Here is a 21,679-nt window from a genome sequence, read left to right on the forward strand (position 1 = left end):
GGCCCGGCTGGCTTGATGTGGTTTCTGGCCGAACCACCGCCAGCCTTGTTACGGCCGGTTTCCGTGGCCAGCATGTCCTCGGCAGGACATGCTTTTGCGGAAGGCGGAAGTCCAGTATGTTTTGCCGAAATGCCGCTCGACAATCGCACGGTAGATCTGATCCGGCCGTCGCCACCTGTCCGGCTAACTCCGGCCACCTGTCAGGAATGCCGCCCGATGCGAAACGATCTAAAATTTCGTGCGGGCTGATCGTTTTGTAACATTGAACCCAAGATACGTCAATATGCCTGACATAAATTTCGCAACTCCCTCTCAAGACGCTGCCGCGCCACGGCCGGCAGCAGGCGATGGAGGCAATTTGCGCTGGGATATCATAGAGCTGCTGTTCTTCGCCTATCGCGACTTCGTCGGCGACCCCGACCAGGAGCTGGAGGCGTTCGGCTTCGGCCGGGCCCATCATCGGGTCATGCACTTCGTCTACCGCTACCCGGGCCTGAAGGTCGCCGACCTGCTCGACGTCCTGCGCATCACAAAACAATCGCTCGGCCGGGTGCTCAAGCAGCTGCTGGACGAGGGCTACATCGTGCAGAAGACCGGCGACAATGACCGCCGCCAGCGCCTGCTCTATGCGACGCCGAAGGGCGAGGCGCTGGTGCAGAAGCTCGCCGGCCTCCAGACCACGCGGATCACCAGGGCGCTCGCCGAGATGGCGCCTGCTGATGCCGAGACGGTCAAGCGCTTCCTGCGCGCGATGATCGACCGCGACGATCCGGACAAGGTGCTGGAGACCATCTTCGCCACCAATCAAGACTCAAAGGAGTGACCGTGCCGCTCGCTGCCACGCTCGTCCGCCCGCCGGCGCAACCGGCCGACGACGCCCCGCATCTGTTGCTGGTCGACGACGACCGCCGCATCCGCGATCTGCTCTCGCGCTTCCTCGCGGCCGAAGGTTATCGCGTCACCACCGCCGCCAGCGCGGGCGATGCCCGGGCGAAACTGCTCGGGCTGCATTTCGACCTGCTGATCCTCGACGTGATGATGCCTGGCGAGACCGGCTTCGATCTCGCCCGCTTCATCCGCACGTCGTCCTCGGTCCCGATCGTGATGCTGACCGCGCGGCATGAGGCCGAGGCCCGCATCGAGGGCCTGCAGATCGGCGCCGACGATTATGTCGCAAAGCCGTTCGAGCCGCGCGAGCTGGCGCTGCGCATCAACAACATCCTCAAGCGCGCCGCGCCGCCGGTCCAGGTCGCGGCGGTGGAGAAGATCGCCTTCGGCCCGTACGTCTATCACCTCGATCGCGGCGAGTTGCGCCAGGGCGAGGAGGTCATTCATCTCACCGACCGCGAGCGCGAGATGCTGCGCATTCTCTCGGAGACGCCCGGCGAGACCGTGCCGCGCAGCGCGCTCACCGGCAATGGCAGCGTCAACGAGCGCGCCGTCGACGTGCAGATCAACCGCCTCAGGCGCAAGATCGAGACCGATCCCGCCAATCCGTTGTTCCTGCAAGCGGTGCGCGGCATCGGCTACCGGCTGGTCGCCTCGCCATAGTCAAGTGAAGCGCGCCAGATGAGCACGATCGACACCGGCCTGACGCTGCTGAAAAGCGCCGCGGGGCGCGTCTCTGCCGCCAATGGCTGGATGGGCAATGCGTTCAAGGGCTGGATGCCGACCGGCCTCTATGCGCGCGCATTGCTGATCATGATCGTGCCCATGGTGATCCTGCAATCGGTCGTCGCCTTCGTGTTCATGGAGCGGCACTGGAACACGGTGACGCGCCGCCTCTCCGCAGCCGTGGTGCAGGACATCGCCACGCTGATCGACGTCTACAAGGGCTATCCGCAAGACAAGGATCGCGACCAGATCCGCCGCATCGCGCAGCAGCGTCTCGGCCTTGTGGTGGACTTCCTCCCCGCAGGCGACATGCCGCCGCCGGGACCAAAGCCGTTCTTCTCGCTGCTCGACCAGACGCTGTCGGTGCAGCTCGGCCGACAGATCGGACGCTCGTTCTGGATCGACACGGTCGGCCGTTCCAACCTCGTTGAGATCCGCATCCAGCTCGACGATGCCGTGATGCGCGTGTTCGCGCAGCGTAGCGCCGCGTACGCCTCGAACTCGGAGATCTTCCTGTTCTGGATGGTCGGCACGTCCTCCATCCTGCTGATCGTGTCGGTGCTGTTCCTGCGCAACCAGATCAAGCCGATCCTGCGGCTGGCGGACGCTGCGGAGAGCTTCGGCAAGGGCCGCGAGGCGCCGAACTTCAGGCCGCGCGGCGCGCGCGAGGTGCGGCGCGCGGCGGGCGCCTTCCTCGAGATGAAGTCGCGCATCGAACGCGCGATGGAGCAGCGCACCGCGATGCTTGCCGGCGTCAGCCACGACCTGCGCACCATCCTGACCCGCTTCAAGCTCGAGCTGGAGCTGATCGGCGACAGTCCGGAGCTCGAGGGCATGCGCAAGGACGTCGACGAAATGTCGATGATGCTGGAGGATTACCTCGCCTTCGCCCGCGGCGATTCCGGCGAGCAGTCGCAACCGACCGACATGGCTCAGGCGCTGGAAGAATTGCGCAGCGACGCCGAACGCCACGGTCACGCCGCGACCGTGACATTCACCGGGCTGCCCGTGGTGACGGTGAAGCCGGCCTCGTTCAAGCGCTGCCTCGCCAACCTGGTCACCAACGCCGCGCGCTACGGCAAGGCCATCGCCATCTCCGGCCAGCGCGACCACCGCTATCTGACCGTCACGGTCGACGACGACGGCCCAGGTATCCCCGCACATCTGCGCGAAGAAGTGTTCAAGCCGTTCCTGCGGCTCGACAACGCCCGCAACCAGGACGAAGGCGGCACCGGCCTTGGCCTTGCGATCGCCCGCGACATCGCCCGTTCGCATGGCGGCGACATCACGCTGGCCGACAGCCCGATGGGCGGGTTGAGGGCGAGCGTGAGGATACCCGTTTAGCTGCCGCGGCCCGGATGAAGCGAAGCGCAATCCGGGATTCTTCTTCGCGGCGCCCCGGATTTCGCTGTGCTCCATCCGGGCTAGGATCTCACCGCCTTCACTTCGGCAGCAGCGCTTTCAGCTTGTCGACGTCGCGTATGTTCATCTTGAAGCCGCCGGGCATCACGATGTCGCCGGGCTTCTGGTCCGGCTTGCAGGCGCCGAGCCATTTCGCTTCCAGCGTCATGGAGGTGTCGCGCCCCGCGGTGCCGGCGGCGCCGCCTTGCGCATGGGACGAAGTCTTCACGGTGTAGGCCGAGTTGAAATCACCTGATATCTCGGCATGCGAGGTCGTGTTGATGCCGGCGACGCTGCACTCGGAATCGCTGATATAGCCGGTCGCGGTTTTCTTGACGTCCTGCTTGGAGCAAATCTGCTTGGCCATCGGGGAAACGTTGTTGGCCATCTCCTTGTCGACGCTCTCGTCGGTGCAATGCTGCATGGTCATCTCCGGCATCGCCGAGCCTGACCTGGCCATCTTCATTTCCCAGAGGCCGGCCTTGCGCACCGGCAGATCGTCGGCCAAGGCGCTTCCTGCCGACACCAAAAAACAAGCGACTGATCCGAGCAAAGCAAGCTTGCGCGTCATAGGAGAGACTCCCGGCTGAGACGTCGTGGCTAAGGCGCGATGAGATTGGGTTGAATCGTCATCGCGCTTTAGCTGTTTGTTTGAGCATGATCTCCGCGCAAACGCGTTCCGCTGATGTCGCGAGGGAAAACCGCTTCACACCTTTCCGGATCATGCTTTAGCGTTTCGAACGCGCCTTAGTAGAGCGTGCGGATCGGCCGGTCGGCAGCGCCATAGGGCACCCAGCGGCAGGAAAACGAGATGTAGCCGCCCTCATAGGCCTGCACTGCGAGGAATTTCGCCACCTTGCCATAGCGCGCGCAGTGATCGACCGCGACCTGACGCGCATCGACCTGCGTCGCCATCGAATAGGCGATGATGCCGCCGGTGTCGTTGCCCTTGAACGGCGGCACCGGCAGGATATCGGCGCGCGCCGACTGGCTCGCCATCATCCCCGAGACAACCAGGCTGGCAAGAAGGCCCGCAGCCGCAATGATTCGCATTCCCGTCACTCCGATTGGTTGGCCCCAGCTTACGGTGCGGGCGCGGCGGTGAAAAGAACGGAAGGCCTGCCGGATGCGACGTTGTGATCAACTCCTGGCCGAGTGTTGCCGCGCTGCACTTGACCTCTCCCGGCCTTCGCGGCACCGTCCAGCCTCCGCAAGACCAGCTGTCCGGATTGCCCATGCGCGCCCCCTCCCCGAAATCGTTCCGCTTTGCCGCCGTCCTCGGCCTCATGTTCGGAGCGCTGTCGCTCGGTGAGGCCAAGGCGGCCAATCCGCTCGAGCTGAACTTCTGGCTGAGCGGACCGCGCTACGACGGCCGCGTTGCCGAATGCGACAAGGCGCTGCCGACGATCTCGACCCAGTTCTGGGAGAAGGAAAGCTCGTTCTGGAATTCGCCGCTGCAGATCACGGGATTTTCGAACGTTCACGAGACCGCCTTCCGCCCCTGGGCATCGGACAACATTCCGCGCCGCTACTGCACCGGCGAGGCCATGCTCACTGACGGCAAGATGCGCCGGGTGCACTTCTCGATCATCGAGGATGGCGGCTTTGCCGGTTACGGCCAGGGTGTCGAATGGTGCGTGGTCGGGCTCGACCGCAACTGGGCCTACAATCCCTCCTGCCGCGCCGCCAAGCCTTGAACTGAAGAGCCTTAAACCGAGGCGCCTGATTCGGCCCGATCAAGCGGCCTGCGCGGGTCGCTCGAAATTTGTTCTTGAAATGTTCTAGGCGGCTGCTAGGCTGATTGCACAGTCTAGTTGAGGGGCGTTGCCATGTTTTATTTTAGATTGCATTCGTTCTCCCGCCTCCTGATCTCGCTGACCCTTGCGGCGGCGCTGGTTTCGCTGGCGGGTGGCGCGAGAGCCCAGGACAAGCGGCAGAACGCGCCCGGCGAGTTCGACTTCTATGTGCTGTCACTGTCGTGGTCACCGTCCTTCTGCGAGGAAGCGGCAGAGCGCGGTCGCAGCGGCGGGCGTTCGAACATCCAGTGCGAGGGACGGCCCTATTCCTTTGTGGTGCACGGGCTGTGGCCGCAATACGAGAGCGGCTTTCCGGAATATTGCCAACGGCCGTCACCGCGGCTGAACCGCAACATCGTCTCCTCGATGCTCGATCTGATGCCCGCGCCAGGCCTGATCTTCAACGAGTGGGACAAGCACGGCACCTGCTCCGGGCTCGACGGCCGCAACTATTTCGAGACGATCCGCAAGGCGCGCGCCGCGATCAAGATTCCGCCCGAGTATCTTGACCTGTCGCAGGCCAAGACGGTGGCCCCCGGCGAGGTCGAAGAAGCCTTCATCAAGGCCAATCCGGGCCTGAGCAACGCAGCCGTCTCGGTCACCTGCAACCGGACCCGGCTCTCCGAGGTTCGCATCTGCCTCAGCAAGGACCTGCAATTCCGCGCCTGCGAGGAGCTCGAACGCCGCAGCTGCCGCCGCGACCAGGTGACAATGCCGCCGATCAGGGGTGGGTAGGATCGGTCTTCAGATCGTCATTCCGGGGCGCGCGAAGCGCGAGCCCGGAATCCATCTGGGCCGCATTGCCGGTGGCGAAATGGATTCCGGGTTCGGTGCTGTCGCACCGCCCCGGAATGACAACAGTTACTTTCATCGCGCGATGTCGTAACTCTCCCCCATGAACTACCGCCACGCCTTTCACGCCGGCAACTTCGCCGATGTCATCAAGCACATCGTGCTGGCGCGTATTCTCACCTATTTGCAGGACAAGCCGGCCGCCTTCCGGGTCATCGACACCCATGCGGGTGCTGGCCTCTATGATCTCGACAGCGACGAGGCGCGCCGCAGCGGCGAGTGGCTGACGGGAATCGCTCGGCTGATGCAGGCGCGCCTGTCGAACGAGACAGTGGCCCTGACCAAGCCCTACATGGACATCGTTCGCGCCTTCAATCCGAAGGGCGAGCTCAAGGCCTATCCGGGCTCGCCCCTGATCGCCCGCGGCCTGATGCGGCCGCAGGACCGCCTCGTGGCCTGCGAGCTCGAGCCGAGAGCCCGCAAGGCGCTGATCGACGTGCTGCGGCGCGACGAACAGGCGCGCGTGGTCGATCTCGACGGCTGGATGGCGCTGCCGGCTTTCGTGCCGCCGAAGGAGCGGCGCGGGCTGGTGCTGATCGACCCGCCCTTCGAGGCGAAAGACGAGTTCGAAAGGCTGAGTGAAGCCTTCTCCACGGCCTTCGCGAAATGGCCGACCGGTATCTATGTGATCTGGTATCCCGCCAAGTCCAGGCGCGCCACCGATACGCTGGCGCAAGACGTGGCGCGCACCGCAGCTGCAGCAAAGACGCCTGGAAAATGTCTCCGCCTCGAATTCAGCGTCGCGCCGCAACTTGATGGCGCGGCCCTCACCTCGACAGGACTTCTGATTGTCAATCCGCCCTACACGCTGCAAGGCGAGCTCAGGACGATCCTGCCCGAGCTGGAAATGCCACTCGGCCAGGGCGGGGCTGCCAGATACCGGTTGGAGGTGCCGAGGCCGTAACACCCCGGCATTCATGGGAAAAATATGCAGTAGCGGTAGTCAATCTGCAGAGAACCGTATTATGCTGTTTTCGTGACTGGCTTTACGTTCCGCTTCCGCGAATGGTTGCGGCGGAGTGAAGGCCCAAGAAAGATCCCGGTCGGACCGATGGGTCCGCCCGAGGATGGCCAGCTCTCCCGGGCTTCGTAAGGCCCGGTCATGTCGCGACGCGCGTCTGCGTTGCGACGGAGGAGCAATGAGGGGGAGTTTCCCGATGGCCAATACGGGAACGGTCAAGTTCTTCAACGGCGAACGCGGCTACGGCTTCATCAAGCCGGACGACGGCGGTCGCGATGTCTTCGTTCACATCACCGCCGTGGAGCGGGCGGGACTGAAGGACCTTGCCGAAGGACAGCGTATCACGTTCGAAGTCGAGCCGGACAAGAAGGGGAAGGGGCCGAAAGCGGTCAATCTCGTGATCCTTTCGTAGCGACCCCGACCTAAAAAACCTGACGCAAAAAAGTCCCGGCCGCGAGCGGCCGGGAGGCTGTGGTCCGGTATTTTCTTATTCCGCTGTCAGAAGTGATAGTTCACGCCTGCGCGCACGACGCTGGCGCTATAGCCGTTTGACACGCCTGTAATTGCGAACTGGCTCGACGACAGATCGATGTAGAGATATTCGAGCTTCGCGCTCCAGTTCGGCGCAAGGCCGACTTCCGCACCGACGCCGGCGGTCCAGCCGGCCGTCGTGTGCGATTCTGTCCAGCCGAAAGTCTGCGCGCGCAGCTCACCGAAGGCGAGGCCGGCGGTGCCGTAGACCAGAACGTTGCTGAAGGCGTAGCCGGCGCGGCCGCGCAGGGTGCCGAACCAGGGATTGGAGAACTTCCACGGCGCGAAGGTGTCATCGGCACCTGCGGCCTGGATGTCGCCCTCGACGCCGAACACCCATGGACCGTTCTGGAAATTGTAGCCGGCCTGCACACCGCCGACGAAGCCGGAGGGCTTTGCGGGATTGTTGCTTACCGAGCCCCATTCGTAACCGAGATTGGCGCCGAGATATGGGCCGGCCCAGCTATAGGCATTGAGCGGTTGATTGACCGTATAGGGCGCTCGCTGCCCGTAATTGAGATCGGCGGCCCCTGCCGAAGCCGTCCAGCCGGCCGCAACCAACGCAGCCGCGACCACAACGAGCCTCTTCATTCCACACTCCAACGCAAACGCCGTAACCGGACGCGATGCCCGCACCGCCGGGCCAGGCCAATGGTTACGGAACCACCACTATTTCGCGTAGGATTTATCGAGAGTTTTAAGTTAAAGGGCTGTTAAGACCCCTTACCGCGCTGTTAACAGACTTAAGGAAGCGTTACCGGGAACTGCGCGCCATCCTGTGCGCGCGGCATGGCCGGAACTTCAAATCGGCCCCCCCAGCGCCTAAATTCGCACAATGGTTCACGATTCCCCCGACAAGCCGGGCGAGGCACGCGCGCGCAAAACGCGGCAGGCCGCGTCAGACGCCCCACCCCAGGACACGGCGCAGGACACGGCGCCGCCGGACCTCGATCCCGCCACCAGCGGCGGCGATGACGAGGACGATGCGCGGCTGCCCGATATTCTGGAAGAGAGCGGCGCGATCGGCGACGAGCCGCTGGCCTCAGGTCACGAGGCGATCGAGCGCGCGGTCCGGCTCGCGCCCACCTCGCCCGGGGTCTATCGCATGCTCAGTGCGAACGCCGACGTGCTCTATGTCGGCAAGGCCAAGAACGTCAAAAAGCGCCTGTCGAGCTACGCGCGCCAGAGCGCACCGCTGCCGGCGCGCATCCTGCGCATGATCGCGGCCACGGTGACCGTGGAGATCGTCTCGACCACGACCGAGACCGAGGCGCTGCTGCTGGAAGCCAATTTGATCAAGCAGCTGCGGCCGCGCTTCAACGTGCAGCTGCGCGACGACAAGTCGTTTCCCTATATCCTGATCACCGGCGACCATTGGGCGCCGCAGATCCTCAAGCATCGCGGCGCGCAGACCCGGCCCGGGCGGTATTTCGGCCCGTTCGCCTCCGCCGGCGCGGTCAACCGGACCATCACGGCCTTGCAGCGCGCGTTCCTGATCCGCTCCTGCACGGACTCCTTCTTCGAGAGCCGCACCAGGCCCTGCCTGCTCTACCAGATCCGCCGCTGCGCCGGCCCCTGCACCCGCGAGATCGACTTTGGCGGTTATGCGACGCTGGTGCGCGAAGCCACCGACTTCCTCTCCGGCAAGAGCCATGCGGTGAAGCAGGAGCTTGCCGCCGAGATGGAGAAAGCCGCCGGTGAGCTCGAGTTCGAGAGCGCAGCGCTCTATCGCGACCGCCTCGCCGCGCTGTCGGCGATCCAGTCGCAGCAGGGCATCAATCCGCGCACGGTGGAAGAAGCCGACGTGTTCGCCATCCACCAGGAAGGCGGCTTCTCCTGCGTCGAAGTGTTCTTCTTCCGCACCGGCCAGAACTGGGGCAACCGCGCTTATTTTCCGCGTGCCGAGAAGAGCTATACGCCTGAGGAGGTGCTCGGCTCCTTCCTCGCCCAGTTCTACGACGACAAGCCGCCGCCGAAGACCATCCTGCTCTCGCACGAGATCGAGGAGATGGAGCTTCTCGCCAATGCGCTGTCGATCAAGGCCGGCCACAAGGTCGAGGTGACAGCGCCCAAGCGCGGCGAGAAGAAGGAGCTCGTCACCCACGCGTTGACCAATGCGCGCGAGGCGCTCGGCCGCAAGCTCGCCGATACGGCAACCCAGAGCCGCCTGCTCGACGCCATGGCCACGACGCTGAACCTGCCGCATGCGCCCAAGCGCATCGAGGTTTACGACAACAGCCATATCCAGGGCACCAATGCGGTCGGCGCCATGATCGTCGCGGGCCCCGATGGCTTCGTGAAGAACCAGTACCGCAAGTTCAACATCAAATCGGAAGGGATCACGCCGGGCGACGACTTCGCCATGATGCGCGAGGTACTGGAGCGCCGCTTCAAGCGCCTGATCAATCCGCCCGAGGAAAGCGCGGCCAAAGCCAGGAACGACGACTTCCCGCAATGGCCCGACCTCGTGATCATCGACGGCGGCCGCGGCCAGCTCAATGCTGTCAGGGAAATCTTTGCCAATCTCGGCCTGACCCAGGTCTCGCTGATGTCGGTCGCCAAAGGGCCGGACCGGGATGCCGGCCGCGAGACCCTGTTCATGCCGGAGCGCGAGGCGATCAAGCTGGAGCCGCGCGATCCCGTGCTCTATTTCATCCAGCGCCTGCGGGACGAGGCCCACCGCTTCGTCATCGGCTCGCACCGCAAGCTGCGCAAGAAGGACATTCGCGAGGCCGGTTTGCAGGAGATTCCGGGCATCGGCCCGTCACGCAAACGTGCCTTGCTGCATCATTTCGGAACCCTGAAGGAGATCGAACGGGCCTCGATCGCCGATCTCGGCAAGGTTCCTGGGGTGAGCGCCGAGAGCGCCCGCAGGATATTCGACTATTTCCATCCCCAGCCGGGGTGAACTAAAGGGGCGGTAGTCATATGGTCGTCGCATCCTGTACCCCATCTGGGACGGACGGTTGACCTTCAGGCTTGAGCGGTATTGGTAGGACGGATGAACATCGCCACGACACGAGGGACGACCAGCCGCGCGATGTCCCTCCCGAACATCCTGACCTATGGCCGGATCGCCGCGATCCCGGTCGTGGTCGGATGCATCTATGCGCAGTCGATCATGGACTATCCGTTGTGGCTGCGCTGGGTCGCGGTCGCGATCTTCATCGGCGCGGCGGTCACGGATTATCTCGACGGCTATTATGCCCGCATCTGGAATCAGCAATCGGCATTCGGCCGGATGCTCGACCCGATCGCCGACAAGCTGCTGGTCGCCTCGTGCCTCCTGATGCTGGCCGCCGACGGCATCATTCATGGCTGGTCGCTGTGGGCTGCCATCGTGATCCTGTGCCGCGAGATCCTGGTCTCGGGCTTGCGCGAGTATCTCGCGGCGCTGCGCGTCAGCGTGCCCGTGACCAAGCTCGCCAAGTGGAAGACGACTGTACAGCTCGTCGCCATCGGCTTCCTGCTCGCCGGTCCCGCCGGCGACGAGGTCGTCCCCGTGGTCTCGCTGATCGGCCTCGGCCTGCTGTGGGCCTCGGCAATCCTGACCATGTATACCGGCTACGATTATTTCCGCGCCGGCATCCACCACCTCATCAAGGAGGATGAGGGATGAAGGTGAAGTATTTCGCCTGGGTGCGCGAGCGTGTCGGCAAAGCCGAGGAGACGATCGACCCGCCCGCGACCGTACGCACCGTCGAGGAGCTGATCGCCTGGCTGTCCGCTCAAAGCGAAGCCTACGCCTATGCCTTCGAGAAGCCGAAGGTGATCCGCACCGCGATCGACCACGCCCATGTCAAGGCGGACGCCGCCATCGCCGGTGCCCGCGAGATCGCGTTCTTTCCGCCAATGACCGGCGGCTAGGCCATGAGCTCCGCTGCCACCACCTGCCCCGTCGCCATCCGCATCCAGCAGGACGATTTCGACATTGCGCGCGAGATCGCGGTCCTGACCAAGAGCCGCACCGACATCGGCGCGGTCGTCAGCTTCTCCGGCATCTGCCGCGCCGACGAGGACAGCTCCAAGATCGCGGCGCTGACGCTCGAACATTATCCCGGCATGGCGGAGGAAGAGATCAAGCGCCATGTCGACGAGGCCATCTCGCGCTGGCCGCTGAATGGCGTCACGGTCATTCATCGTGTCGGGCGGTTCGAGCCCGGCCAGAACATCGTGCTGGTGCTGACCGCCTCGCAACACCGAAGGGCGGCGTTCGAAGCCGCCGAGTTCCTGATGGACTATCTCAAGACCAGCGCCCCGTTCTGGAAGAAGGAAGAGAGCGCCACCGGCACCGGCTGGGTTGAGGCCCACTCCCGTGACGACGAGGCCGCTGCACGCTGGGCCAAATCCTGATGGCGAGAGTTGCGAAAAAGACCGCGCGCGGCCGCGCCGCGCCGAAACTTGCGAAAGTGGGGCCCGGCGAGCTTCTCACTCTGCTCGACTTCGTCCGCTATGCGGTGAGCCGCTTTGTCGAAGCCAAGCTCGCTTTTGCCCATGGCACGACCGATCCGGTCGCCGAGGCCGCCTTCCTGGTCTGCGAAGCCCTGCATCTGCATCCCGACCAGTTCGAGAGCTTTGCCCATGCGCGCGTCACCGCGGCGGAAGGCAAGACCCTGCTCGATCTCATCCATCGGCGCGTCACGACGCGCAAACCGGCCGCCTATCTCGTCAACAAGATCTACATGCGCGGCCTGCCCTTCTATGTCGACGAGCGCGTCATCGTTCCGCGCTCCTTCATCGGCGAGCTCTTGGATTCGCATTTCGGCGGCGACGGCGAGGGGGGCTCACTGATCGACGATCCCACCGCCGTCGAGCGCGTGCTCGATCTCTGCACCGGCTCGGGATGCCTTGCGATCCTCGCTGCCTATCATTTCCCTGATGCCACGGTCGACGCAGTCGACATCTCCAAGGCCGCGCTTGAAGTCGCCGCACGCAATGTCGGCGACCATGGCCTCGATGAGCGGATCACGCTCCACCGCGGCGATCTGTTCGCGCCGCTCGGGGATAACAAATACGACCTGATCATTACCAACCCGCCCTACGTCGATGCCGAAGGCATGGCGGCATTGCCGCCGGAATGCCGGGCCGAGCCGAAGCTCGCCTTCGACGGCGGCGCCGACGGTCTTGATGTGGTCCGCCGCATCCTGCGCGATGCGCCCGATCATTTGACGGGCGATGGCGGCTTGATCTGCGAGATCGGCCGCGGCCGCGAGCTGGTCGACGAGGCCTTTCCGGAACTGCCCCTGCTCTGGCTCGACACCGAGGATTCCGAGGGCGAGGTGTTCTGGATCGCGGCCGCCGATCTCGGCTGATCGAACGCGCGCAACGGAACAAGTCAAATTCCGCCACGTTCATTCCCCGACGAACTTCTCGCTCTCGGAGGGTGTCCGCATGCTCGCGCCATCGGGCGAATTGCTGCGCGCCGGCATGGCGCTGAAACTCAACCATCTCAAGCGCGCCGCGCGGTCCTACCTGCGTGATCGCGCCAGCCAGACCACCGGACGGGTGACGTCCTATGCGGTTGCGGCGGCATTGTTCGCGGTGGCCGGTCTATTCGTGATCGCGGCCTTCTTCGTCGGCCTGGTCGCGCTGTATCGCTGCGTCGCCATCAACTACGGGCAATTCTGGGGCTTTGGTGCCGTCGCAGCGGTGCTGCTGGTGCTGGCAGCAATCTGCGCCGGGGTGGCGATGGCGCAAATGAACCGCCGGACCAAGCCGATCGTGCCGCTCGCCAGCCGGATGCGCGTGGCGATTGCGACGCCACGGATCCCGCGCGGAACGGTCAAGCAGGCGGTGAAGGAAGTGGCGACGACGATTCCGCTGGCGCCGCTCGCGCCGGGCGAACGCGGCCATGAGAACAATGGTTCTTCGGCTCGCACCATCAGGCCCGTGCAGCTAGGCTTGATGCTGGCGGCTCTCACTTTGGTCGGCTTCACCGCGGCGCGCCGGCGGCGCCCCGCCCGCAGCCAGGACGCATGATGCCGGCGCGGCAGACCGAGCAGCTCGACAGCTGGCTGCTGGTGGCCGCCACAGCCGTGTTCGTGCTGACCGCAGAGCGCTATTTTCAGGAGTCCGGGTTCATCCGGCCGGGACCAGCCGAAGATCGTCGCAGCAACGAGGCGAATTCACCGGAAACGAACCCGGCAAGCGCCGCCATGCAGCCCGGCCATGGCCGCCGCTCGACCAGCCCGTTCAAAATCCCCTGGGCTGGCTGGAAGGATATTTTGTGGCGCACCTATCAGCGCATCGACGACGATCGTCTGCTGGCGACCGCCGGCGGCGTGGTGTTCTTCGGACTGCTCGCGATCTTTCCCGCGGTGACCGCGCTGGTCTCCTCCTACGGACTGTTCGCCGATCCCTCGACCATCAGCGGCAATCTCCAGACGCTGGCGACGATGCTGCCGGAGGGCTCGTTCCAGATCGTCGCGGACCAGGTCGCGCGCGTGGTCTCCAAGGGCAATACGGCGCTCGGCGCCACCTTCCTGTTCGGCCTCGTGCTGGCGATATGGAGCGCCAATGCCGGGGTCAAATCCATCTTCGACGCCCTCAATGTCGCCTATGAGGAACGCGAGAAGCGCAGCTTCATCAAACTTAATCTGGTGTCGCTGGCCTTCACGGTCGGCGGCATCGTGGCGCTCTTGCTGATGGTGGCCGCTGTCGTCGCCTTCCCGCTCGCGCTCGATCATCTCGGCCTTGCACCGGAGAGCAAGCTGATCGTGGCGCTGGCGCGATGGCCGCTGCTGTTTCTCATCCTGCTGGTGGCGCTCGCCATCCTCTACCGCTTCGCGCCAAGCCGCGACGCGCCGCGCTGGGAGTGGCTGAGCATCGGCGCGCTCACGGCCGCCCTGCTCTGGATCGCAGGCTCCGCGCTGCTGTCCTGGTATCTGTCGGCCTTCGCCAATTACAACGCGACATACGGTTCGCTTGGAGCTGCGATCGGCCTGATGATGTGGATGTGGATGTCGGCAATCGTCATCATGTTCGGTGCCGAGCTGAACTCGGAGATCGAACGACAAACCCTGCGGGATACGACGACCGGGCCGCCCAAGCCGCTCGGCAGCCGCGAGGCGGTCTCGGCCGACACAGTCGGCGCCGCCGCGCAGTCCTGACGAACACCCGCACGCCTGCGCAGTGCTATCCCCTCGAATCAACAATGATGTTAAGGTCATGCACGCCTGGGGGAGCATGAGGCGCGACGGGTGCGAATGGCAGCCCGTGTTTTCCCGGGTGAGGCAGTCAGCTCTTGAGGCGTAACGCGCGGCATGATTCGCATTTCGACGATCTTCATCGCCATCTGCATGGTCCTGGTCGCGGCATCGCTCGGACTCGTGCTCTACTCGGTCGCCGGCATCAACGGAACCGAATCCGCGATCGTGGCGCTGACCGCGCTGACCTTCCTGATCCTCTACAACGCGGTGTCGATGCGGCTGCGCGACCGCAGCGACGTCGGCGGCCAGATCGCCGACTTGTCGCGCGGCACCGCCGACCTCGCCCGCCAGGTGGCCGAGTTCGGGCGCCGGCTCGCCGCGATGGAGGGCCGCGTCGCCTCGTCCAACTCGACCAATTCCGATCGGGTCCAGTCGGTAGTCGGCGAGATCAACGAGCTCGGCGGGCTGGTCCGGCAGCTTGCTGCCACGGTGTCGACCCATGAGGACCTGCTGGCCGGTCATGCGCCGGCCCCTGCTCCGGTCGCAAGGCCGGCGGTGGAAGCACCGATCGACCTGATTGCGCCCTTTGATGAGCGGCCGGCCGCTCCTCCGCCGCTCCCTGCCGCACCGCCGCGGCCGACGCCGCCGGCGGTCCCGCCCCAGACCGCCAGCGCCGTTCATGCCGTCAACGGCCGCAACCAGACCCAGATGCTGGCGACGTTGCGCGGCGCCATCGACGAGAACCGCATCGACATCTTCCTGCAGCCGATGGTGACGCTGCCGCAGCGCAAGGTCCGGTTCTACGAGGCCGTGACCCGGCTGCGCGACGAGCGCGATCAGCTGATTGCCGCCGAGGAGTTCATCAGCCTCGCCGAGGCCTCCGGGTTGATCGGGCGGATCGACAACATGGTGTTGCTGCGCTGTGTCCAGGTGCTGCGCCGGCTGATGGTGCGCAGCAAGGATGTCGGCGTGTTCTGCAATGTCGCGGCTTCGACGCTCGGCAATTCCACCACCTTTGCGCAATGCCTGGATTTCCTCGAGGCCAATCGCGCGCTGGCGTCGTCGCTGGTGCTGGAGTTCAAGCAATCGACCTTCCGCGCGCTTGGTCCGGCCGAGACGGAGAATCTGGCGGCGCTGGCGCAGCGCGGCTTCCGCTTCTCGATCGACCATGTCACGGACCTCAGGATCGAGCCGCGCGAGCTTGCCGACCGCGGCGTCCGCTTCATCAAGGTTCCGGCGTCACTCCTGCTCGACCCGAAGCAGGCCTCGACTTCGGACATTCACCCCTCCGACCTGTCCGACCTGCTCGGCCGCTTCGGGATCGATTTGATCGCGGAGCGGATCGAGGGCGAGCGCGCAGTGGTCGACCTGCTCGACTATGACGTGCGGTTCGGCCAGGGCTTTTTGTTCGCGCCGCCCCGGCCATTGCGGCCTGAGGGGGCATCTGCTACCGGCGGGACCTCGCCGAACCAGGCGCAAGACATTCAGGGATCCAATGGCCCCGCTACCTCAAGCCCAGGCACGACGTCAGGCGCAGTATCAGCTGCGTCGCCTGCCGCCCCGTCGCAGCGGATCACCGGCAACGCGGCGCTCGCGCGCCGCATCTGATCGGCCGCGCGCGTCATGACCACGCTGCATTTTGCCCAAAGCCTGCGCGAGCTCGTAAGTGGAGTGGATGTCGTGCTCAGCGACATCTGGGGCGTGGTCCATAACGGCCTGGAGTCCTTTCCCGAGGCCTGCGAGGCGCTGCACACCTATCGCAGCCATGGCGGTACGGTGATCCTGATCACCAACGCACCGCGCCCGGCCGACTCCGTGCAGCGGCAATTGCGCAAGCTCGGCGTCGCCGACGAAACCTACGACGCCATCGTTTCCTCCGGCGATTTGACGCGGCTCTATGTCGCCGAGCATCCCGGCCGCAAGATGTTCTGGCTCGGCCCCGAGCGCGACAATTCGATCTATCGCGGCCTCGATGCGACGACTGCGCCGCTGGAAGAGGCCGACTACATCGTCTGCACCGGCCTCTACGACGACGAGACCGAGACCGCGGAAGATTATCGCGGCATGATGCTGAAAGCGCGCGAACGCAAGCTGACGCTGGTCTGCGCCAACCCCGATATCGTGGTCGAGCGTGGCGACCGGCTGATCTATTGCGCCGGCGCCATTGCCGAGCTGTACCGCGAGCTCGGCGGCGAAGTGATCTTCTACGGTAAGCCGCACCGGCCGATCTATGAGCGCGCGATGGCGCTGGCCGGCGAACGCCAGGGCCACCCGATCGACCGGAAAAAGGTGCTGGCGATCGGCGATTCCGTCCGGACTGACCTCACCGGCGCGCGCGAATTCGGTATCGATTGCCTGTTCGTCACCCGCGGCATCCATGCCGAGGAGTTCGAGGGCCTCGACCAGCTCGATCCGAAGTCGGTGCTGGAATTGTTCGGCCACCCGCCGAAGGCGCTGATGCGCGAATTGAAGTGGTGAGCTCCGAAATGCAGAAAGCCCGGGGACGATCGCCCGGGCTTTTCCAAATTCAGTTGATGGCTTTGACGCGCGCTTACGCGCTCGCCATGTCCGGGAAGACCGCTTCGATCTTGGTCTTCAGCGTCGCCGCGTTGAACGGCTTGACGATGTAGTTGTTCACGCCGGCCTTCTTGGCCGCGATCACGTTCTCGGTCTTCGATTCCGCCGTGATCATGATGAAGGGCGTGGTGGCGAGGTTGGGATCTGCGCGCACTTCGCGCAGCAGGTCGTAACCCGTCATGGGCTCCATGTTCCAATCGGAGATCACGAGCCCGTACTTCTTGCCGCGCATCTTGTTCAGCGCCGCCGAGCCGTCGCTGGCATCATCGATATTATCGAAGCCAAGCTGCTTCAGCAGATTCCGGATGATACGGATCATGGTGCTATAGTCATCCACCACCAGAACCGGCATCGACAAATCAACCGCCATCTCGACTCCCCCAACGCATACCTAGGAATATTCAAATTCGGACCTGACAGGCGGGGCCCCTCAGTTCCATCTCCCAAGCAGTAGCATCAAGGCGTTAAACAGCGCGTTAACTGCGGCGGCCCACGAGCGATCGAAATCGGGTTCCTTGCGGCAGCCGCGCCCCGCTTGACTTCATCGGCCGGGTCACGCCACGGTCGCGGCCGGTCCCGCCGGTTCGAGAATTCTCCTGATGGCCCCGCAATTTACCGTTATCCGCGATTCCACGCCGGATTCCGCCATCCTGAGGGGCGCGGTGGTCGCCATGGGCAATTTCGACGGGGTCCATCTCGGCCACCGGGCCGTCATTGCGGCGGCCCTGGAAATGGGCCGGGCGCATGGCCGCCCTGCCCTGGCGCTGACCTTCGAGCCGCATCCGCGCCGGTTTTTCAGCCCCAACACCCCGCAATTCCGCCTGACGGACGAGCGCGCCAAGCTGCGGTTGTTGGCCGGGACCGGGCTCGCCGGCGCCGTGGTCATGACCTTCGACAAGGCGAGAGCCGGGACCAGTGCGCAAGATTTCATTCACCATGAGCTGATCGGGCGCCTTGGCGTCAGCGGCATTGCGGTCGGTTACGACTTCCATTTCGGCAAGGGGCGGGTCGGCTCGCCGAGCCTTTTGGTCAACGAGGCACCCCGCCTCGGCATCGAGGTCGACGTGCAGCCGCATGTCGATATCGACGAGCGGCCGGTTTCCTCCAGCGCCATCCGGATCGCGCTCGCCGAGGGGCTGATCGACGAGGCCACCACCATGCTGGGCGCGCCCTGGTTCATCACCGGCGAGGTCATCCATGGCGAAAAGCGCGGCCGCGACCTCGGCTATCCCACCGCCAACATCCGGCTCGATGCCAATTGCGGCCTGAAGCACGGCATCTACGCCGTGCGGGTCGGCCGGGGATCCGAGCGGCTGGACGGGGTGGCGAGCTTCGGCCGCCGCCCGACCTTCGATAATGGCGCGCCGCTGCTGGAAATCTTCCTGTTCGACTTCAAGGGCGACCTTTACGGGCAGGCGCTGGACTGCGCCTTTGTCGGCTTCATCCGCGAGGAGCTGAAATTTGGCGATATCGACGCCCTGATCCGCCAGATGGACGAGGATTCCGCCCGGGCCCGCGCCATGCTGGCGGCCGCCCCGGACGCGTTTCCACGGCTCGGGACCGTCGATTGAGGGCCCAAAACCGGCCCGCCGTACCTTTGCGGTTCTACCTTTTGCGCTTCCCTTGGCCCCCTGCTATGGAGAGCCCATGCTTGCGCGGCGCATCATAGGGATTAGCAGCCCGGCTTCCGTCTGAGCCTCAAGGCTCGACGCAAGACCGGGATTTTGTCGTTTCACCCCGCGATTCCGCATCGCCATCCGTTCCCGCGCCATTCCGAGCCAGTCAGCCTCATGTCCGAAAAGCCGCAAAAGTCCGCAAAGTCCGAAGCCAAGGACTATTCGAAAACCCTGTTCCTGCCGCAGACCGAATTCCCGATGCGCGCCGGCCTGCCGCAGCGCGAGCCGGAGATCCTCAAGCGCTGGTACGAGATCGGCCTCTACGAGAAGCTGCGCGAGGCGGCGAAGGGCCGCGACAAGTTCGTGCTGCATGACGGCCCGCCCTATGCCAACGGCAACATCCACATCGGCACGGCGCTGAACAAGATCCTCAAGGATCTCGTCACCAAGAGCCAGCAGATGCTCGGCTTCGATTCCAACTACGTGCCCGGCTGGGACTGCCACGGCCTGCCGATCGAGTGGAAGGTCGAAGAGGAGAACTATCGCAAGAAGGGCAAGCAGAAGCCCGACTTCCGCGACAGTGCCGCGATGATCGATTTCCGGAAGGAGTGCCGCGCGTATGCAACGCACTGGCTCAACGTGCAGCGCGAGGAGTTCAAGCGTCTCGGCGTGATCGGCGACTGGGCCCATCCCTACGCCACCATGAACTATCCGGCCGAAGCCCAGATCGCGCGCGAGCTGATGAAGTTCGCCGCCAACGGCACGCTCTATCGCGGCTCCAAGCCGGTGATGTGGAGCGTGGTCGAGAAGACGGCGCTCGCCGAGGCCGAGGTCGAGTACGAGGACTACACGAGCGACATGGTCTGGGTGAAATTCCCGGTGACCTCGCCGGCCCATGGCGCCCTGGCATCGGCCAGTGTCGTGATCTGGACCACCACGCCCTGGACCTTGCCCGGCAACCGCGCCATCTCGTTCTCGCCGAAGATCGCCTATGGCCTCTACAAGGTGACGGATGCGCCTGCGGACAATTGGGCCAAGAGCGGCGATCACCTGATCCTGGCTGACGCCCTCGCCGCAGAAGTGTTCAAGCAGGCGCGCGTGACTGCTTTCGAGAAGGTCCGCGATATCCCCGGCGACACCATGGACGCGATCGAATGCGCCCATCCGCTCAAGGGGCTCGCCGGCGGCTATGAATTCACCGTGCCTCTGCTCGCCGGCGACCACGTCACCGACGACACCGGCACCGGCTTCGTGCACACCGCGCCGAGCCACGGCCGCGAGGACTTCGACGTCTGGATGGCGAATACCCGTGAGCTCGATGCCCGGGGCATCAACAGTGCGATCCCCTACACTGTCGACGAGAACGGCGCCTATACCGTTCAGGCGCCGGGCTTCACCGGCAAGCGGGTCATCAACGACAAGGGCGAGAAAGGCGACGCCAACGAGGCCGTGATCAAGGCGCTGATCGAGGGCGGCAAGCTGCTCGCGCGCGGCCGGCTCAAGCACCAATATCCGCATTCCTGGCGCTCGAAGAAGCCGGTGATCTTCCGCAACACGCCGCAATGGTTCATCGCGATGGACAAGGATATTGCGGCTGGCGGCAAGACCAAGCCCGGCGACACCCTGCGCGCCCGTGCGCTGCACGCGATCTCGGTGACGCAATGGGTGCCGCCATCCGGCGAGAACCGCATCACCGGCATGATCGAGGCCCGCCCCGACTGGGTAATCTCGCGCCAGCGCGCCTGGGGCGTGCCGATCGCCGTATTCGTCCGCGAGAAGGGCGACGGCTCCGCCGAGATCCTCCAGGACGAGGCCGTCAACACCCGCATTGGCGATGCCTTCGAACAGGAAGGCGCCGACGCCTGGTACGCGACGGGGGCGCGCGAGCGCTTCCTCGGACCGCGTGCCCATGAGGATTGGCAGAAGGTCGACGACATCCTCGACGTCTGGTTCGATTCCGGCTCGACCCACGCCTTCGTGCTGGAAGACCCGGTGCACTTCCCCGGGCTATCAGGCATCAAGCGCAAGGTCGACGGCGGCGCTGACACCGTGATGTATCTGGAAGGCTCGGACCAGCATCGCGGCTGGTTCCACTCCTCGCTGCTGGAGAGCTGCGGCACACGCGGCCGCGCGCCCTACGACATCGTGCTGACCCACGGCTTCACCCAGGCCGAGGACGGCCGCAAGATGTCGAAGTCGCTCGGCAACACTATCGAGCCGCAGGCCGTCATCAAGGAATCCGGCGCCGACATCCTGCGGCTCTGGGTCGCGTCCTGCGACTACACCGACGATCAGCGCATCGGGCCCGAGATCCTGAAGAACACGGTCGAGACCTACCGCAAGCTGCGCAACACCGTGCGCTGGATGCTCGGCACGCTGCATCACTACAAGCCCGCCGACGCCGTCGCGCCCGCCGAGATGCCGGAGCTCGAGCGGCTGATGCTGCACGAGCTCGCGCTCCGCGCTGAATTGGTCCGCAAGGCCTATGAGACGTTCGACTACAAGAGCGTGGTCGCGACCTTGTCCGCCTTCATGAACAGCGAGCTGTCGGCGTTCTATTTCGATATCCGCAAGGACACGCTGTATTGCGATCCGCCGTCCTCGCTGACGCGAAAGGCGGCACTGACCACGATCGACCTGCTGTGCAATTCGATCCTGAAATGGCTGGCGCCGATCCTGAGCTTCACCGCGGAAGAGGCTTGGCGCATGTACAGGCCGGATGCCGAACCGTCGGTGCATCTGACGCTGTTCCCGGAAGGCCTGGAAAAGCTGCGCGACGACAAGCTCGCCGCGAAGTGGGAGACGATCCGTGACATTCGCCGCGTCGTCACCGGCGCGCTCGAGCTCGAACGCGCCGCCAAGAACATCGGCTCCTCGCTGGAGGCCTCGCCGGTGATCTATGTCGCCGACCGCGACATGCTGGCGACATTGTTCGACACCGATCTCGCCGAGATCTGCATCACCTCGAATTACGAGGTGCGCGAGGGCGAGGCGCCGGCCAATGCGTTCCGTCTCGATGCGGTGCCCGGCGTCGCGGTCGTGGTCGAGAAGGCCGTCGGCACCAAATGCGCCCGCTCCTGGAAGATCTCGCCCACGGTCGGCGAGGACGCCGAATATCCCGACGTCACCCCGCGCGACGCCAAGGCGCTGCGCGAATGGAAGGCGTTGGGCGCGAGCTTTTGA

The 21,679-nt window shown here is 64.8% G+C and carries 22 protein-coding genes; 18 read left to right on the forward strand and 4 right to left on the reverse strand.

Annotated features, from left to right (window positions below; translation table 11 throughout):
• Positions 1–283: 283 nt before the first annotated feature.
• From XH98_RS28360 to XH98_RS28370, 3 genes are read left to right on the forward strand one after another with little or no spacing between them, the layout of a single operon-like run.
• Complete coding sequence (locus tag XH98_RS28360) at positions 284–823, forward strand: MarR family winged helix-turn-helix transcriptional regulator (protein WP_057741615.1); 540 nt, start codon at positions 284–286, stop codon at positions 821–823.
• The gene (locus tag XH98_RS28365; RefSeq protein WP_271600657.1) at positions 820–1,551 is read left to right on the forward strand and encodes a response regulator; all 732 of its coding nucleotides are present in this window, start codon (positions 820–822) and stop codon (positions 1,549–1,551) included. The genes XH98_RS28360 and XH98_RS28365 overlap by 4 nt, the downstream gene beginning before the upstream one ends.
• A gap of 18 nt (positions 1,552–1,569) precedes the next feature.
• Positions 1,570–2,958 carry an ATP-binding protein gene (locus XH98_RS28370; protein WP_271600658.1) on the forward strand — a complete coding sequence of 463 codons (1,389 nt, stop codon included), beginning with the start codon at positions 1,570–1,572 and terminating at the stop codon, positions 2,956–2,958.
• A gap of 97 nt (positions 2,959–3,055) precedes the next feature.
• Here the strand turns inward: XH98_RS28370 and XH98_RS28375 are convergent, their stop codons facing one another.
• A complete protein-coding gene (locus XH98_RS28375; RefSeq protein WP_271600659.1) occupies positions 3,056–3,586 on the reverse strand; it encodes a DUF3617 domain-containing protein in 531 nt (176 codons plus the stop codon).
• 176 nt (positions 3,587–3,762) lie between these two features.
• Positions 3,763–4,068, reverse strand: a complete 306-nt coding sequence (locus XH98_RS28380; RefSeq protein WP_271600660.1) for a hypothetical protein — start codon at positions 4,066–4,068, stop codon at positions 3,763–3,765.
• A 182-nt stretch (positions 4,069–4,250) separates the two neighbouring features.
• Here XH98_RS28380 and XH98_RS28385 point away from each other — a divergent pair, with 182 nt between their 5' ends.
• The 4 genes from XH98_RS28385 to XH98_RS28400 all read left to right on the forward strand — a co-directional run bounded on the left by XH98_RS28385 (position 4,251) and on the right by XH98_RS28400 (position 7,036).
• A complete protein-coding gene (locus XH98_RS28385) occupies positions 4,251–4,712 on the forward strand; it encodes a hypothetical protein (protein ID WP_271600661.1) in 462 nt (153 codons plus the stop codon).
• Positions 4,713–4,844: 132 nt separating this feature from the next.
• Positions 4,845–5,546: a ribonuclease T2 gene (locus XH98_RS28390; RefSeq protein WP_271620582.1), complete on the forward strand. Its 702-nt coding sequence runs from the start codon at positions 4,845–4,847 to the stop codon at positions 5,544–5,546.
• 160 nt (positions 5,547–5,706) lie between these two features.
• Positions 5,707–6,567, forward strand: a complete 861-nt coding sequence (locus tag XH98_RS28395; protein ID WP_271600663.1) for a 23S rRNA (adenine(2030)-N(6))-methyltransferase RlmJ — start codon at positions 5,707–5,709, stop codon at positions 6,565–6,567.
• Positions 6,568–6,820: 253 nt separating this feature from the next.
• On the forward strand, positions 6,821–7,036 hold the full coding sequence (locus tag XH98_RS28400; protein ID WP_027534220.1) for a cold-shock protein: 216 nt from the start codon (positions 6,821–6,823) through the stop codon (positions 7,034–7,036).
• 86 nt (positions 7,037–7,122) lie between these two features.
• Here the strand turns inward: XH98_RS28400 and XH98_RS28405 are convergent, their stop codons facing one another.
• Positions 7,123–7,746 carry an outer membrane protein gene (locus tag XH98_RS28405; RefSeq protein ID WP_271620583.1) on the reverse strand — a complete coding sequence of 208 codons (624 nt, stop codon included), beginning with the start codon at positions 7,744–7,746 and terminating at the stop codon, positions 7,123–7,125.
• Between the two features lie 244 nt (positions 7,747–7,990).
• Between XH98_RS28405 and uvrC the strand changes: the two genes are divergently transcribed.
• The 9 genes from uvrC (at position 7,991) to XH98_RS28450 (ending at position 16,781) form a co-directional block, all read left to right on the forward strand.
• Positions 7,991–10,063, forward strand: coding sequence for an excinuclease ABC subunit UvrC (uvrC, locus tag XH98_RS28410; protein WP_271620584.1), 2,073 nt, complete (start codon positions 7,991–7,993; stop codon positions 10,061–10,063).
• A gap of 93 nt (positions 10,064–10,156) precedes the next feature.
• Complete coding sequence (pgsA, locus tag XH98_RS28415; protein WP_057741644.1) at positions 10,157–10,774, forward strand: CDP-diacylglycerol--glycerol-3-phosphate 3-phosphatidyltransferase; 618 nt, start codon at positions 10,157–10,159, stop codon at positions 10,772–10,774.
• The gene (gene moaD, locus XH98_RS28420; protein WP_220006456.1) at positions 10,771–11,022 is read left to right on the forward strand and encodes a molybdopterin converting factor subunit 1; all 252 of its coding nucleotides are present in this window, start codon (positions 10,771–10,773) and stop codon (positions 11,020–11,022) included. The genes pgsA and moaD overlap by 4 nt, the downstream gene beginning before the upstream one ends.
• Before the next feature lie 3 nt (positions 11,023–11,025).
• Positions 11,026–11,508, forward strand: coding sequence for a molybdenum cofactor biosynthesis protein MoaE (locus tag XH98_RS28425; RefSeq protein ID WP_271600666.1), 483 nt, complete (start codon positions 11,026–11,028; stop codon positions 11,506–11,508).
• Positions 11,508–12,467 carry a 50S ribosomal protein L3 N(5)-glutamine methyltransferase gene (gene prmB / locus XH98_RS28430; RefSeq protein ID WP_271600667.1) on the forward strand — a complete coding sequence of 320 codons (960 nt, stop codon included), beginning with the start codon at positions 11,508–11,510 and terminating at the stop codon, positions 12,465–12,467. Before XH98_RS28425 ends, prmB begins: the two co-directional genes overlap by 1 nt.
• 79 nt (positions 12,468–12,546) lie before the next feature.
• Entirely contained in the window at positions 12,547–13,134 is a 588-nt protein-coding gene (locus XH98_RS28435) for a phage holin family protein (RefSeq protein WP_271620585.1), read from the forward strand.
• Positions 13,134–14,264 carry a YihY/virulence factor BrkB family protein gene (locus XH98_RS28440; protein ID WP_271620586.1) on the forward strand — a complete coding sequence of 377 codons (1,131 nt, stop codon included), beginning with the start codon at positions 13,134–13,136 and terminating at the stop codon, positions 14,262–14,264. Before XH98_RS28435 ends, XH98_RS28440 begins: the two co-directional genes overlap by 1 nt.
• Before the next feature lie 153 nt (positions 14,265–14,417).
• Positions 14,418–15,911 carry an EAL domain-containing protein gene (locus tag XH98_RS28445; protein WP_271620587.1) on the forward strand — a complete coding sequence of 498 codons (1,494 nt, stop codon included), beginning with the start codon at positions 14,418–14,420 and terminating at the stop codon, positions 15,909–15,911.
• Between the two features lie 15 nt (positions 15,912–15,926).
• Positions 15,927–16,781, forward strand: a complete 855-nt coding sequence (locus XH98_RS28450; RefSeq protein WP_271600671.1) for a TIGR01459 family HAD-type hydrolase — start codon at positions 15,927–15,929, stop codon at positions 16,779–16,781.
• Positions 16,782–16,854: 73 nt separating this feature from the next.
• Here the strand turns inward: XH98_RS28450 and XH98_RS28455 are convergent, their stop codons facing one another.
• On the reverse strand, positions 16,855–17,250 hold the full coding sequence (locus XH98_RS28455) for a response regulator (protein WP_027551917.1): 396 nt from the start codon (positions 17,248–17,250) through the stop codon (positions 16,855–16,857).
• Positions 17,251–17,479: 229 nt separating this feature from the next.
• Here XH98_RS28455 and XH98_RS28460 point away from each other — a divergent pair, with 229 nt between their 5' ends.
• Both XH98_RS28460 and ileS read left to right on the forward strand, forming a co-directional pair.
• Entirely contained in the window at positions 17,480–18,451 is a 972-nt protein-coding gene (locus XH98_RS28460) for a bifunctional riboflavin kinase/FAD synthetase (protein ID WP_220006451.1), read from the forward strand.
• A 219-nt stretch (positions 18,452–18,670) separates the two neighbouring features.
• Positions 18,671–21,679 (forward strand): isoleucine--tRNA ligase, encoded by a 3,009-nt coding sequence (ileS, locus tag XH98_RS28465; RefSeq protein WP_271620588.1) that lies wholly within the window; start codon positions 18,671–18,673, stop codon positions 21,677–21,679.

It is taken from the genome of Bradyrhizobium sp. CCBAU 51745 (genome assembly GCF_028128715.1).
GTDB lineage: Bacteria > Pseudomonadota > Alphaproteobacteria > Rhizobiales > Xanthobacteraceae > Bradyrhizobium > Bradyrhizobium manausense.

Excerpts from the sequence above, each read along its gene's own strand:
- XH98_RS28455 (WP_027551917.1), bottom strand. The coding sequence starts at position 17,250 with ATGGCGGTTGATTTGTCGATGCCGGTTCTGGTGGTGGATGACTATAGC.
- moaD (WP_220006456.1), top strand. The coding sequence starts at position 10,771 with ATGAAGGTGAAGTATTTCGCCTGGGTGCGCGAGCGTGTCGGCAAAGCC.
- XH98_RS28450 (WP_271600671.1), top strand. The coding sequence starts at position 15,927 with ATGACCACGCTGCATTTTGCCCAAAGCCTGCGCGAGCTCGTAAGTGGA.
- prmB (WP_271600667.1), top strand. The coding sequence starts at position 11,508 with ATGGCGAGAGTTGCGAAAAAGACCGCGCGCGGCCGCGCCGCGCCGAAA.
- uvrC (WP_271620584.1), top strand. The coding sequence starts at position 7,991 with ATGGTTCACGATTCCCCCGACAAGCCGGGCGAGGCACGCGCGCGCAAA.
- XH98_RS28380 (WP_271600660.1), bottom strand. The coding sequence starts at position 4,068 with ATGCGAATCATTGCGGCTGCGGGCCTTCTTGCCAGCCTGGTTGTCTCG.
- pgsA (WP_057741644.1), top strand. The coding sequence starts at position 10,157 with ATGAACATCGCCACGACACGAGGGACGACCAGCCGCGCGATGTCCCTC.
- XH98_RS28435 (WP_271620585.1), top strand. The coding sequence starts at position 12,547 with ATGCTCGCGCCATCGGGCGAATTGCTGCGCGCCGGCATGGCGCTGAAA.
- XH98_RS28375 (WP_271600659.1), bottom strand. The coding sequence starts at position 3,586 with ATGACGCGCAAGCTTGCTTTGCTCGGATCAGTCGCTTGTTTTTTGGTG.
- XH98_RS28445 (WP_271620587.1), top strand. The coding sequence starts at position 14,418 with ATGATTCGCATTTCGACGATCTTCATCGCCATCTGCATGGTCCTGGTC.
- XH98_RS28385 (WP_271600661.1), top strand. The coding sequence starts at position 4,251 with ATGCGCGCCCCCTCCCCGAAATCGTTCCGCTTTGCCGCCGTCCTCGGC.
- XH98_RS28425 (WP_271600666.1), top strand. The coding sequence starts at position 11,026 with ATGAGCTCCGCTGCCACCACCTGCCCCGTCGCCATCCGCATCCAGCAG.
- XH98_RS28440 (WP_271620586.1), top strand. The coding sequence starts at position 13,134 with ATGCCGGCGCGGCAGACCGAGCAGCTCGACAGCTGGCTGCTGGTGGCC.
- XH98_RS28405 (WP_271620583.1), bottom strand. The coding sequence starts at position 7,746 with ATGAAGAGGCTCGTTGTGGTCGCGGCTGCGTTGGTTGCGGCCGGCTGG.
- ileS (WP_271620588.1), top strand. The coding sequence starts at position 18,671 with ATGTCCGAAAAGCCGCAAAAGTCCGCAAAGTCCGAAGCCAAGGACTAT.
- XH98_RS28370 (WP_271600658.1), top strand. The coding sequence starts at position 1,570 with ATGAGCACGATCGACACCGGCCTGACGCTGCTGAAAAGCGCCGCGGGG.
- XH98_RS28460 (WP_220006451.1), top strand. The coding sequence starts at position 17,480 with ATGGCCCCGCAATTTACCGTTATCCGCGATTCCACGCCGGATTCCGCC.
- XH98_RS28400 (WP_027534220.1), top strand. The coding sequence starts at position 6,821 with ATGGCCAATACGGGAACGGTCAAGTTCTTCAACGGCGAACGCGGCTAC.
- XH98_RS28390 (WP_271620582.1), top strand. The coding sequence starts at position 4,845 with ATGTTTTATTTTAGATTGCATTCGTTCTCCCGCCTCCTGATCTCGCTG.
- XH98_RS28360 (WP_057741615.1), top strand. The coding sequence starts at position 284 with ATGCCTGACATAAATTTCGCAACTCCCTCTCAAGACGCTGCCGCGCCA.
- XH98_RS28395 (WP_271600663.1), top strand. The coding sequence starts at position 5,707 with ATGAACTACCGCCACGCCTTTCACGCCGGCAACTTCGCCGATGTCATC.